This window comes from Mesorhizobium sp. M7A.F.Ca.US.002.01.1.1, assembly GCF_004022955.1.
In the GTDB taxonomy this organism is placed as follows: Bacteria; Pseudomonadota; Alphaproteobacteria; order Rhizobiales; family Rhizobiaceae; genus Mesorhizobium; species Mesorhizobium ciceri.
Genome location: NZ_RZQE01000003.1, coordinates 43,376 through 57,086 on the forward strand (window position 1 = coordinate 43,376; position 13,711 = coordinate 57,086).

The following is a 13,711-nucleotide window of genomic DNA, read 5'->3' on the forward strand; positions in this document are numbered from 1 at the left end:
CGACCGCCGCTCGCCGTCCGCACTTCAACAAGGTAGGCGACATCTCGTCGACCGGCAAGATCTATTCCGGACGTCCGCGCTGTCGTTATGACAAGCCATATTCTAATTTAGATCTCAAAAATCTTCCGGGGAGCAGTGGTCAGTACCTCGACGCCGGAGTCTGTGACACGGAACGTTTCGCTGATGACGTATCCAAAATCCTCCTCGATCCAATTACCTAACATCAGGTGAAAGGTCATGTTTGGTAGCAACTCTGTCATATCGCCATCCTTAAGGCTTGCGGTCGGCTCCAACCAACCAATGCCGTGTGCATAGCCGCAACGCGTCTCCTTTTTGAGGCCCCGCTTCTCGATGCTGCGATTGAAGGCGTTGGCAACATCGCTGCAAGTCGCTCCTGGCCGTATCGCATCAAGAGCGACCTCAAGGCCGGCGACTTGGATCTCATGCACGCGACGTAGACGATCGGAGGGTGAGCCGATCGTGTAAGTGCGCATAAGCCCAGCACAGTAACCATATCGCGCACCGCCGATTTCGAGATTCACCTGCGATCCATAGCGAAAAACGTCCTCGCTCCACGGAATGTGGCACGTTCCCGTTCGCGGTGATGAACACAAACTTATTCCCTCGATCCCGCTTCCTGGCTTACCGTTTGCGCCGCGCACCAACGTTGCCACAATTTCCGCGCACGCGTCTGCTTCACGCACCCCGGGGCGTATTACCTCAGCAGCGCGTCGAATCGCGGCGTCTGAGATTGCCGCCGCCTCCCGCATTACAGCTATCTCGAGATCTGACTTGATGAGCCTTTTCCAAGTGACCGCCTTAGTAGCATCGACGATCGTGGCACCAGGCAGGCGCATCCTAAACTTTTTCGCCGATTGCGATGGAAGGCAGCATAGCTCGATTCCTATGCCTCGACTCGCGAGGCCGACGTCCTCCAAGTAATCGACTACCGCGTCATAGCCATCCTTGTCAGGATTTCCAATATACGCTTCGGGGTATGCGACGATTTTGTCGCGCTCCATAAAACATTGATGAATGGCTGCCGGCGCATCACAGCGGCGCAGAATGAACGTCGGTTCCTCTTCTCGTATCGAAACCACAACGGCCTGAGGAACATAGGCTGATAGCGCGGTGTACCCCGTGAGATAGGTAATGTTATGTTGGTCGGAAACGACGAGCGCGTCGATATCGCACCGACCCATTTCGAACTTCACCGAGCCGAGCCGGCGAAGGTATTCACTTCTAGGGAATGCCTGGGGTCCCTTGGATATATTCATAAGTTTGAACTCCAGCTATGCTTTTGACAACAAGGCGAGCTATTGCGGGTAAGAGTTCTTATGCTGGCGACGGATCACCTCTCAGTTGGGGGGGAGTCGTGGGGCTGCAGATCGCTCCTGTTCGCCCGACGGCGGTGTGATAGACCAAGCGATTAAGTCGACAGCTCGTTGGAGTATCGCTTCGGTCTGAGCAAGGCTGGGTGAAACGGCGACGACATGTCCTATCCAGTCTCGAAAATCGCCTTTCCTGAAGATCGGCGCGTTGGGTTCAACATACAATTTGATTTCAGCGACACCTGGTACCGCGATCGCCTGACTGCCGCCATCGATCCAATCGAGGGTGCCGTCGCAATCAGCAACTAGGAACCGCGCGGCTGCGGTCTGCAAATGCCTTCTGCGCAAATCCCATTCCTCGCCGACGACAAGCTTGATGTGCTCGGTGACCAGATCGACACCGCTCGCCAGTTGGACCAGTTCAGGCTCAAGCGCACCAGCAAGACGCGGATTCACTTCGATTACAACCGGGCCATGATTAGTCAACCGGAGCTCGATGTTCGTTGGCCCCCAATTAAGGCCAAGAGCTTGCAAGCACCTCAGCGAAACATCAACGATACGGTCATGATCGTCTTCCGCAAGCGGGGCCGGGAAGGTCGTTTCACGGAAGACGAAATGCGGTGGGGGGCCGAAATCAACGGCGACAATCCCAATAACCTCATTGCCCATTATCTCCACGCTATAAAAAGGGCCGCGCGCGAATTCCTCAACCAATATCCTCGGCGAAGACGGCCAGATGTGCTTCCCACCCAACAGATAGGTCGTGTGGTCAGCTAACTCATCGGCGTTGCGGCACAATCGGACACCGATGCTACCGCTGCCGATTGCCGGCTTAACAATTACGGGAAAGCCGATCTCCGCGACAGCGCTTTCTACTTCTGCCACATTCAGCGCCATGCGATAAGCGGGTATCGGAACTCCGGCTTCCGCAAGTAGCTGGCGCTGAGAGAATTTGTCACAGCATCGTTCAATCAATTCGGGGTTGGGTCCCGGTAAGTCGAAATGCCGACATAGTTTGCCAACGGTTGCATAGACCGACTCGTCGATGCCCGAGAAGCCCGTGATACCAGCGATGTCATTGGTCTCACGCAGCCTGGAACATTCGCGAATCAAGGTATCAAGATTGGTTGTATCGACACGGATTGCCTCGCTTCTTTCCGCCGCAAGATACTCGTACTGTGTTGGATCAACTGATAGTGTAATTGGATGAAAGCCAAGACGCCGGGCCGCGTGGATGTATCGTATTCCATTACCTCTTGCATGGCCTTCAACCAGGATGAGAGCTTTCCTTGACATTGGCTGTTCTCCACTCTGCGTTTTTGTCGATAGGTCGTTTTGCCATCGTGGACCTCAGACTTAAAGACAACGATCCAAGGCCAAACATTCCGTGAAATTGGTCGCCTCTACCCGCAGCCGCTGGCTGAAGCTGAAGTTGCCTTTGGCGCAGCAAAATCGTCTTCCCAGATCTGGGCAGAACCGATTGGGCTTGATGGCAACTGACCGAATAGTGGCCGAGTGGGATAATGCACTGTATCGCGTACCAGAGTACTGGGGACGAGTACGCCCTTGACCGGGACCCGGCGCCACGAGCTGTCACCGAAAGGCCCTACTAGGGAGTGAGTTTTAGCGCGTTATCGCCGGGAGAGCCCTCGCGAATCGAGAACGTTATCCTTCCATCGTCGTCTATTGCACCCTCGTAGAACATGTGGTCGCAGATAGAATTATCCCGGTGGAAAGTCAGCACTCGCGGCTTGATCTCCACCATCTGATGCTCCTCGATGTATGCGGAGGAGCAAACGATTATTTCGTCCCCGACCTGACAGGTGCGAGCAGCGGCTCCGTTCAGCACGCAGCAACGAGAACCCCGCTCTCCATAAATCACGTAAGTGCTGATTCGAGCGCCCGATGATTTATTCCAGATTTCAACGAATTCCATTGGAAGGATGCCGGCTTCGTCGCAGTGATCTGGATCCAAAGTTATTGAGCCCCGGTAGTTCAAATTCGCGTCGGTCACAGTTATTCCATGAAGCTTGGCGGCAACAAATTTTCTCATCTACATTTCCTCTCGGCGGTGGGACACTGCGTCGACAAGCGATTGCTGTGTCTTGGTTTCAGGATGGATGGATGGACGTTCTGCGATTTGTCGTATTGTGGTTCTTAGGACAAAATTGATTACTCTGGCGTGGCCAGCACGAGACAGTCAGGCGAAGGCTGGTTGTGGTGGGCGGAGGCATTGCCGGCCGGCTGTCCCCCATTGGTAATGCCATCCGATACAGTTCCGACATGTTCCGTTCCTTTAATTAGTTGTGATTTCAGGTGACTGTGCCAATCGGCCCGTTCAACTGGATCGCACACAAAGTTGCAAACCTCGTGCCAAACTGGCTAATCAGGCCGGAAACAGAAATGCGTGATCTCTTTCAGCTATTTAGGTGAGCAGACCACGGATCGGATCAAGAAGGCACGTCGCGGACGCGACAAAATGTTGAGTGTAGGACGGGTTGAGGTGGCGCCCTTCTGCTGGTGGTCGTGCGGCCGATCTGGGCATCGTTGACTTCTGGCGGCGGGGATGTCGAGGACGCTCGGGTATTGGCTGTTCGGATCTTAGACGCGTGCAGCCTCATGCCTCGAATGCGGCCGTTTTACTTGTCCCAGTCGAGGCCTGCCTAAATGTTTGATCTCAGGTTTTGATGGGGCATCCTTATCTTCCGAATCAAAGGATGCACTATGGGCCAGGTTCTTCATGGGAGCGCCACGACGACAGAGGCGGTCCGTCGGGCGCCCGCTGATCAAGGGTTTGTTTTCAGCGATGGGATGGTCGCGGGGCTTACGCTCCTAAGGACGACCTTAAGAGCCCAGCCTCGCTACCGTGCCATGATCGCGCAAGGCGGCCCTCGCCGGAGGCGTACCCGAGGATCGCCCCTGACCAACAAGGAAAAGCCGGATCGACGCGGTCATGTATCCTCTAAGAGTTGTCATGACGCTTACCTCCTTCAGGTTGTGTGCGTCAAGTTCTGCAAAATGGGGCGGCCACGATGCTGGTCATGCGGCTTGGCGTAGAGCGAGCTTCTTGTGCTCGCGCAGATCGTCCATGTTGATGTAGCGGTTGGCCTCCATCCAGTTCTCGTTGGTCTCGCAGCCAGCGCCCTGACGAGGCGCAGGCAGCTTTCATTGGGGAAGATGCGCATGACATTGGTGCGCCGGCGGATTTCCTCATTGTGCCGTTCAAGCATGTTGGTGCTCTTGAGATGCTTGTGATGCTGGCGCGGCAGGCAAAAGAAGGTCAGCGTGCGCTCGATGGTCTCCTCCACCCAACTCGTCAGTCGCGGATAGCGGCCCGACCATTTGGACAGCCATGCGGCGAGATCGGCCTTGGCCTCGGCGAGATCGCGCCGGTCATTAGAGCCAGCGCAAGTCCTGCAGGCAGTCGGCGCCGTGCTTTCTCGGCAGGTGATCGAGCGCGTTCCTGAGGAAGTGGACGTAGCAGCGCTGCCAGGCGGCTTCGGGGATCACCTCGCCGATCGCCGCGACCAGGCCGGCATGATTGGCGGAGACAACCAGCTCGACGCCCTTGGGGCTGCGCGCCTTCAGCGCGACGAGGAAATCCCTCCAGGCCGAGCGGCTTTCGCGATTGGCCATCTCGACGGCCAGGATCTGGCGCCGGCCGTCCCAGTCGATGCCGACAGCGATCAGCACCGCCTGGCTCATGACGACGCCGGCCTCACGCACCTTCTCTTAGCGCGCATCGAGGATGAGGTAAGGAAACGGCTCTTGAAGGGGGCGCCTGGCAAAGGCAGCGAGGCTCTCGTCCAGCCGCTTGTTGATGGCCGAGATCGACGAGGCCGAGAACGCATGGCCGCACAGCTCTTCCGTGATCGCCTTGACCTTGCGGGTCGACACGCCCTGCACATACATCTCCGCAAGCGTCGCCACCAAGGCCCGCTCCGAACGCTGGTAACGCTCGAGAAGCTCGGTCGAGAAGCGGCCGGCCCGGTCCTGCGGAACCCGCAGCTCAAGCTTGCCGACCCGCGTGACAAGGGTGCGGCCGTAATAACCCGAGCGGTAGCCGAGCCGCTCAGGTGTGCGCTCGCTCTTCGAAGCCCCCAGCGCCTCGTCCATCTCGGCCTCGAGTACCTCCTGCATCACCGCACGGATCACTTCGTGAAGTCCGTCCGGGTCCGAAAGCAGAATGTCTTTGATGGCAGCGCTGCCGGTCTTACTTTCAATCTTGGTCATGGTGGCGTTCCTTCGCGGGAATCGGTGACGTGAACAATCACCAGCCTGCCATGACCGCCCTCTCTCAGCGAATTTGCAGAACTGTCAGCACACACCCTCCTTCATCACAAACCCAACCGAACAACTGGGCAGGTGTTCCAAAAAACGCCGAGTTCCAATAAGGACTCAGGTCCTGGTCCGCTATTGTCACCCCTTCCAAGTCGATGTGTTCGTCACAAATCTTGCGCAATTGAGAAAGGTCGCCCGGGCGTACAACTCTGATTTCCACAGTATTCTCCTGCTTCTCGTTCCGGCACACGTCAGGGGATTTGCTTGCGCAGTTGCCTGATGTGGCAGGTGAGCCAGCCCGCATATTGGCCGTCGTATTGTGGGCCGCGACGCTCACATGTGCGCACCCGATGAAGTGTAGATGTGTTTGTTTCAGGCAATGAGGCGCGTCTTGTGAGCACCGCCACGGTGGACCTGAAATCGCCTCACAGACGCTTGCCCACTGAACACGTCCCCGCCATGACCGGGGACGTGTTAAGGCACATTGCCTTCAGCCTCTGCAGAGGTCAGCGGTCTTGCTGCCGTCCGCAGGTTGTCTTTGCCGTAGCCGTATTTGCCGAATACTGCCATCATTTCGCCAGAGCCAACATAGTCCTGCATACGGCATTGAACGCGTCGACCGCAGCCTGCTCGTTGAGCTCGAAGGCGATAGCAGGATAGTTGGCTGGCGCGATGAACGAATCGGCCAGCTCAAGGCTGTGGTCCTTCTTAACAAGTCCAGTCGCTGTAAAGTAGTCGAGGGCACCGGCGGCGGCGCGACAGCCTGTCCGCCGGCGGTCCGGCGACCTGCATGATTTTGTCGTCGGCGATGCCTGACTTTTTCGCGTCCTGGACCGCGGTGTAGCCTGTATCACTGACGAAGGTGAGTCCCTTGTCACGCACATCCTCATAAGAATGCAGCCCTTCCGGGTTGCCCTTAGGCACCAGCAGTGCGCCTCTCTCCGTAGCGATCGGTTCGCTGAACAGCACGTTGCGGCAGCGCTCCGGCTTGATCCACATGCCGGCCGTGATGAAGTCGAAGCGGCTAGCCTGCAGGCCGGGGACAAGTGAGCCCCATTCGGTTACGACCGGCTCGATTCTATTCTCGTGTTTTTGCGCGACGCACGCAAATGCCAGACAATCCGATCCCCAAATTAATTCCCAGCACCGCAGGTTATTTGGTGTCCGCTTTTTCAACGAGACGCTCCATGAGCGTGCTGTAGGCGACAAAACCGGTGTGAGACCAGAAGGTCTTGCGGCCAGGATTGGTCTCCAGCACGTCGAGGAAAATCCTTGATTTGTTGTGGAAACGAGACCGAATAAGCAGCTCAAGGGTCCTGCAGCCAATCTCCGAACGTCGGTGTTGGCAGCTGACGTAGAATTGCCTCAAAAAGACGCGTTGCCCACTCGGCTCCGCATTGTCTGGCTCCAAACGATGAGTGGCGAGGCCCACAATCTCGCCGTTCTGGCTGAAGAGGTCGACCATCCAAATTTCGCGATTCACCAACTGAATAAACCGCTCCTTGAGTTCTGAAACCGTCATCGGGGTTTCGATGCTTCTCGGCCTCGATCAACTCGCGGTTCAACATTGCCAACTTGTCGAAATCTTCGGCGGCAGCTCTGCGAATCTCAATTGTCTCTGAAGCACTGTGATCCTCTCCTGACCCATGCGACCCACGCAGCGGGCTAGGCAATGCGCTCCTACATGTCCGTGGTGGGTAAAGCCCGTCCGCAGCCAAAAATCCTATGATTAGAGTTGTTCTCGATGACCTCCGATACGGATTCTCTCGCCGGGCTTATTTCGATTTGGTCGAGGTCATTGAATCCTGCATCGCCCGACAGCCGCGCCGTCGGTAGGGATCAGCAAGCGTTCAATTTCCAGATGGTGGCTGCGAGAGGCGGATACCAACGTTTCTCGTCTGAACGTAGCCGTCCAGCGCTTCCTGACCCTTCTCCCTGCCGTAGCCGGACTGGTTTATCCCACCGAACGGTGTTTCCACCCCGCCCACATACCACCCATTCACGTACACTTGACCGGCCCAAAGGCGGTCGGCGGTCCAGAGGGCCCGGTCAATATCCCGCGTGAACACGCCCGCTGCCAGACCGTGAACGGTGTCGTTCGCGAGATTGACGGCCATTCCCGGATTATCGAACGTGGTAACGGCAAGAACAGGACCGAATACTTCTTGCTGGAAGAGATTGCTGTCTCGCGCGACATCGGCAAACACCGTGGCCGCCATAAAGTAACCGCTCCGCTCCGAAAGCGCAGTCCCGCCGGTTACGAGTCGCGCGCCCTGCGAGAGGGCCGTCTGGCAGGCCCGCTCAACTCCTTGTCGTTGGTTTCGGGAGATCAACGGGGTGATGTCGCAGTTTTCGCGTCCTGGACCGACCGACAGTCCTTCGACGCAGACCCTCACTCTTTCCACCAGTTTGTCTGCAATAGAACGTTCCACAATAAGACGTGTAAGGTTGTTGCAATTCTGGCCTGCATTCAGAAAGGTCCCGACGCGTACCGCTTCCACAACGCAGTCGAGGTCGGCATCGGAATACACAACTGCAGCCGACTTTCCGCCCAGTTCCATTATGCAGGGCACGATCCGATCCGCTGCCGTCTTGAGCACCGTCCGCCCAGTAGTAATCGAGCCCGTGAAGACGATGTGGCGAACGTCGGGATGTTCGATCAGCGCCTGGCCTGCCGTTTGGCCGTATCCAGTGAGCACGTTGACCGCTCCGGCAGGCAGCCCCGCTGTCTCACAGGCACGCGCAAGTTCAACTCCGGAAAGGGGAGCTAGTTCCGGCGACTTCACCACGACTGAGTTGCCGGTTGCGATGGCGCAGGCCAGCGAGCGGGCCGTCAGTTCAAGTGGACCATTCCACGGAACGATCTGGGCGGACACGCCGAAGGGACTTCTGACTGTGTAGTTGACCAGGTTGGCCCCGCGCGGGATCGAGCGCCCTTCAAGTTTGTCGGCCAAGCCACCATAGTATCGCAGGTATCTGATGGCGGTCTGAACCTCGCCATCGGCAAGTTCCAATGCCTTCCCCGTCTCCGCGCAGTTAATGGCTGCGATCTCGTCGAAACGCGCTTCAAGGGCGTCGGCAACGCGAAACAACATGCGACCGCGATCATACGGATGCATGTCTATCAGCACGCGGTCGCGAAAAACGCGGTGAGCAGCAGTAACGGCAAGCTCGATGTCTTGGGGTCCTGCTTCAGCTACGACAGCAATCGTTTCGGCGCTCGCCGGGTCATCGACCTCGATGCGTGTGCCGGACACAGAATCCCGCCACTCGCCATCGATATAATTTTTGACTACGTCGTTGCTGGCCATCCAGTCCTCTTTCTTATCGCTCGATTTTCTTCGAATTGGCGCAGCGACAGTGGTCGGCGCCGCAGGAAGAACGGCAACCGTGGTATCGGTCCGGCAGTGAAAGCCCTAGTCTGCCGTTCAGCCGCTCCGAGTTCGCCCACTGCCACATGCCACGGAACGGCCTTCCCGTTCCGTGACTGCGAGCGGCCCGATTTTGGACCTGCTAGTGGCCCGGTGCTTTGTCGGCTAGCGAGCCGCGCCTCCACCGTCGAGGGTAGTCGCTACTGCGCCAATGCTGTCGCGAATGATGGACAGACCACGCCGAAGGTCAGCCTCGGCGATGGTGAGGGCAGTCATGAACTTAAGCACCTCACCGTATGAGCCGGCGATCTCGATCACCAAGCCCCGACGAAAAGCCTCCTGGGAGACCAGACCTGGCAAGGAGTGGTGCTTCGGTGAAACGAGTCCGTACATCAGACCGCGGCCTCGCACGCTCAGGCCGAGGGTGGGGAATTCCTCGGTAATCGCGTTGAGTTCTTGGACCAAGATCGCAGACTTGCGAGCGATCTCATCCTCGAACTTGGAGTCGGACCAGTAAGCTTCGAGGGCCGCACGAGCAGTGACGAAAGCATAGTTGTTGCCTCTGAAGGTCCCGGTGTGTGCGCCCGGGGCCCAGACATCAAGTTCAGGCTTGATGAGAATAAGGGCCATTGGGGTTCCGATCGCCGACAAAGATTTGGACAGGGTAACGATGTCCGGCACAATTGCAGCCGCTTCGAAACTGAAGAAACTGCCCGCGCGACCGACCCCGGCCTGGATGTCATCGAGGATCATCAAGATTCCGTGCCGCGACGTTAGCTCGCGCAGCCGTTGCAGCCAAGTAACGCTCGCAGCATTGATGCCGCCTTCACCTTGGATCCCTTCCAGGATCACCGCGGCAGGTTTGTCGAGGCCACTGTTGGGGTCATTGAGAAGCTTTTCGAAGTAATCGATTGTGTCAACTGACGCCCCCAGGTAGCCTTCGTATGGCAACGATGTCACATGGGCGAGGGGAAACCCGGCAGCGGCCCGGTGCTCCTTGTTTCCCATCGCTGCCAATGCTCCAGCGCTTTCCCCATGGAACGAGTTGGTAAACGAGACGATGTTCGATCTCCCGGTCACCTGGCGAGCCAGTTTTAGACTCGCTTCGACCGCGTTCGTACCTGTGGGGCCGGGAAACTGTAATTTGTATGTCAGACCACGAGGCTTGAGAATGTATCGCTCGAAAGCTTCGATGAAGGCTTTCTTGGCCGTCGTGGCAAGGTCCAGCCCATGCACAATTCCGTCGCGCTCGATATAATCCAGCAGCGCCTTCTTGATGACGGGGTTGTTGTGCCCATAATTCAAAACGCCTGCACCGGCGAAAAAGTCGAGATATTCCCGACCGTCTGCAGCGATGAGAGTGGTCCCGACTCCGCGATCGAATAGGGCGGGGAAGGCGCGGACGTAGCTGCGCACCTCAGACTCCAGGCGATTGAAAACCGCGAGACCTGCATCCATTTCAGGTGCGAATTGCTTGCTCATAGGCGAACTCCTCAATCTGAAGCCTGCAAAGCCAGGCCTCTTCTGCTTTATGAAGTGGCGTGTAGGTGCCGTTGTGAGACAATAGCGCGCTACATTGGGCGCCTTGCGCAAATTCTGAGCGGCGGGATGCAGTAATTATGCGAAATTGCCGGCAGGTTGCATAAGGCCGGCGGTTTGTGTGGCTGCGGTGACGATTTTTCCCAACCACCTCAAGACGGCTGCATTTGATGCAGCAACCGGGGCAGGCGAACCTAGCGCTCGATTCCCTATACACAGATGAGACTCTTGGCAGCGTGAGCCAACGAATGGAAGCCGAAGCGCGGAAATAGAGGTCCCCCCTATCATCATCGTCCAGTCGGCTTAGCGTTTAAGTTCCGAGACGTTTCCTCGGCCGAACTGGGCGCAAGGCCTCGGCTTTTGACCGTCGGCTGCCATTGTCAGTTGGGCGATGGTGGACAGCACTCTTCGGCCAATGGCTATAACTGACGTCGAGGACGATAGCCGACTTTGGTCCCATGCCTGGCCTGATCGTTTGGGCTTCCGTCTGCGCGGGGTTGAGGCTACAGTCGAGTGCATATCGCAGTTTTTCTGCGCAAATTGCAGCTATTCCGGAGAATGACCATGGAATTGGATCGGATAGATCTGAAAATCTTAAGCGCTGTTCAGCGCAACAATCGCCAAACAACGGAAGAATTGGGCCAACTGGCCGGTATATCGCCCACGGCCTGTCAGCGGCGATTGAAGCAGTTGCGACAAATTGGCGTAATTGAGGCTGATGTTGCAATCGTGTCGCCTGAGGCGGTGGGCAGGTCCCTGATGATGCTGGTCTTGGTCGACATTGAGCGCTATCGTTCCGACGTCATCGATCGCTTCAAGCAGTCTCTACAGAAGGCGCCTGAAGTAATGAGCGCGTATGCGGTCACCGGTAACGCCGATTTCGTTCTCCTTCTCTCCGTGCGTGACTTGGCAGAGTACGACGCATTCTCGAGGCGTTTCTTCTTTGATAGCCCGGCTGTTAGAAATTACAGCACGATGATTGTGATGGATCGCACGAAGGTAACCTTGGCGGTGCCAATCGATGTATAGAACGCGCAATCTTACGCGCATTCAACAACTGGTTGATCCGATTCACCGATGACTGGCGCAAGGGTCAGCCGCCTTGCCCGCCGGCCATGATTGGGACGGGAGTTTTCGTACCGCTAAAGCGGCGATGGAGCGCAAGGCGAAGCATCATTCTGCTCCTTACAACGGCCTCGTCAGCGCGATGCTGCAAAAGCACTTCTGGACCTACCGGGCTGCATTCTGATGTATCTCGCGATAGGTTTGTCCCCTTCAGTCGCGATGCGCTTTGTCCACTTAAGTCACGACGCTCCGGCATCGCCTTCAGCCCTGATGGACTGCTGGCAAGGTCATGTTTAAACGTTCCGCCCCGTTGGGAGGCCGCCATAATGCGAATCTCTTAAGAATGCGCTGATTTCCTGCGTCCTGCAAGATAATTGCGCGTTTTTGCTTGCTCGCCGTCTGCTAGATTTTTGCCCGACTCAGACATTTGCGAGTTTGCGTGGTTTTCGATTATATCGTCGTGGGTGGTGGCTCCTCTGGATGCGTGATGGCGAGCAGGCTCTCCGCCTATGGCGCTCGCGTGCTGCTCATTGAAGCTGGCCCTGATACGCCGCCGAATGCCATTCCTGACGACATCCAGGATGGCGACCCAACGCGTGCTTACCTTAATCCCGGTTATCGATGGCAGTCACTCCACGCGACAACGGTGCGAGGTGGCCGCAAGCCTGTCCATTACGAACAGGCGCGCGTCATGGGTGGCGGCTCCAGCATCAATGCCCAAGTCGCCAACCGCGGCGGGCGCGGAGATTACGATGAGTGGGCCTCAAGCGGTGCAACGGGCTGGGGTTGGGAAGACGTGCTGCCCTACTTCCGTCGTCTAGAATGCGATTTGGATTTCGGCGGGGAATTTCATGGCACGAACGGCCCCTTGCCAATCAAACGTGTGCGCCAATCAGACTGGTCGGGCTTCATCCGGGCAATCTCCGATGCTTACGATGCTTTGGGGCTTCATTTCAGGCCAGACTTCAATGGTGCATTCGGTGATGGCTATTCAGTTGTCCCATTGACCAACCGCAATGGTCATCGGGTCTCCTCCGCGATGGCGTACTTACCCGAAACCGTCCGCTCTCGCCGCAATCTAACGATTTTATCCGAAACGACAGTTGCGCGGCTGACCTTTTTGGGAACAACGGTAACGGGGGTCGAGACGGAGAACAAATCGGGCGTGCAATCGTATAGCGCTTCTTGCGTTATCCTGTGCGCAGGAGCACTCCATTCACCCGCCATATTGATGCGCTCCGGGATCGGCCCCGCGAAGGAATTAGTACAATTCGGAATCCCTATCGTTGCAGATTTGAAAGGTGTGGGCCAGAATCTTCAGGAACACCCCACGATTTGCGTTTCGGCCTATTTGAAGCCGGCCGATCGCTTGTCACCCGGCGTGAGCGAATATATTCAGATGCACGCCCGCTACTCGTCGGGTTACGAAGGCTGCCCGTCGACCGATATGGCAATATCGACTGTTGCCAAATCATCCTGGCACCCGCTGGGGAGGCGCCTCGGCACTCTCGCCGTGTGGGTCAATCGCAGCTACTCGACGGGAACTGTGGCGCTCAAGGGTAGTTCGCATAAAATAGAGCCGGAGGTCGATTTCAACTGGTTGAGCGACAAGCGGGACGCCGAGCGCCTCAAGCAGGGCTTTCGCTTCATAGTCCGCCTGCTGCAGCAAGATTCGCTGTCCTCTGTGGCGCTGGACCCGTTTCCGTCAGCGTTGAATGCGCGAGCGAAGCTGGTGAGCAAGGTCACAAGCACAAACTATGCACTCACGTCATTTCTGGCGCTGCTCATGGACGCGTCGCCGCGGCTGCGCCGTGGGCTGATTAGGCGCGTCATAACGGATGGGGATAGCATTTCCGATCTCGTCAACGACGAGAAACATCTGTATCGGTATATTCGCCAGAACGTCATCCCAAGTTGGCATCCGACGTCGACCTGCAGGATGGGGGCAGCCGCGGATCCTGGCGCTGTGACCGATCCGTCGGGACGCGTTCATGGTATTTTGGGTTTGAGGATCGCCGACGCTTCCGTCATGCCATTTTGCCCTCGGGCGAACACAAACATTCCGACGATTATGGTGGCTGAGAAATTGGCCGACACAACCTTGAGAGACGGCAGACGGAGCTA

Annotated in this window: 9 protein-coding genes and 1 pseudogene; 2 read left to right on the plus strand and 8 right to left on the minus strand. The window is 57.1% G+C overall.

Annotated elements, in window-relative coordinates; all coding sequences use genetic code 11:
- Positions 1 to 107: 107 nt before the first annotated feature.
- The 8 genes and pseudogenes from EN932_RS01065 to ectB form a co-directional block, all read right to left on the minus strand.
- Positions 108 to 1,277: a Xaa-Pro peptidase family protein gene (locus EN932_RS01065; protein WP_063169356.1), complete on the minus strand. Its 1,170-nt coding sequence runs from the start codon at positions 1,275 to 1,277 to the stop codon at positions 108 to 110.
- An 81-nt stretch (positions 1,278 to 1,358) separates the two neighbouring features.
- Complete coding sequence (locus EN932_RS01070) at positions 1,359 to 2,627, minus strand: acetyl-CoA carboxylase biotin carboxylase subunit family protein (RefSeq protein ID WP_082826583.1); 1,269 nt, start codon at positions 2,625 to 2,627, stop codon at positions 1,359 to 1,361.
- Positions 2,628 to 2,940: 313 nt separating this feature from the next.
- Positions 2,941 to 3,384: an aspartate 1-decarboxylase gene (panD, locus tag EN932_RS01075; RefSeq protein WP_063169354.1), complete on the minus strand. Its 444-nt coding sequence runs from the start codon at positions 3,382 to 3,384 to the stop codon at positions 2,941 to 2,943.
- Between the two features lie 986 nt (positions 3,385 to 4,370).
- Positions 4,371 to 5,564, minus strand: a pseudogene (locus tag EN932_RS01080) (IS256 family transposase).
- 756 nt (positions 5,565 to 6,320) lie between these two features.
- Entirely contained in the window at positions 6,321 to 6,788 is a 468-nt protein-coding gene (locus EN932_RS38660; protein ID WP_224571101.1) for a transporter substrate-binding domain-containing protein, read from the minus strand.
- Entirely contained in the window at positions 6,766 to 7,134 is a 369-nt protein-coding gene (locus tag EN932_RS01090) for a GNAT family N-acetyltransferase (RefSeq protein ID WP_063169352.1), read from the minus strand. Before EN932_RS01090 ends, EN932_RS38660 begins: the two co-directional genes overlap by 23 nt.
- Positions 7,135 to 7,462: 328 nt before the next feature.
- Positions 7,463 to 8,923 (minus strand): aldehyde dehydrogenase family protein, encoded by a 1,461-nt coding sequence (locus EN932_RS01095; RefSeq protein WP_063169351.1) that lies wholly within the window; start codon positions 8,921 to 8,923, stop codon positions 7,463 to 7,465.
- 225 nt (positions 8,924 to 9,148) lie between these two features.
- Entirely contained in the window at positions 9,149 to 10,465 is a 1,317-nt protein-coding gene (ectB, locus tag EN932_RS01100; RefSeq protein WP_063169350.1) for a diaminobutyrate--2-oxoglutarate transaminase, read from the minus strand.
- Between the two features lie 621 nt (positions 10,466 to 11,086).
- Here ectB and EN932_RS01105 point away from each other — a divergent pair.
- The gene (locus tag EN932_RS01105) at positions 11,087 to 11,551 is read left to right on the plus strand and encodes an Lrp/AsnC family transcriptional regulator (protein ID WP_063169349.1); all 465 of its coding nucleotides are present in this window, start codon (positions 11,087 to 11,089) and stop codon (positions 11,549 to 11,551) included.
- 523 nt (positions 11,552 to 12,074) lie between these two features.
- Positions 12,075 to 13,711: GMC family oxidoreductase (locus tag EN932_RS01110; RefSeq protein WP_245483245.1), on the plus strand; the 1,637-nt coding region annotated here is incomplete at its 3' end.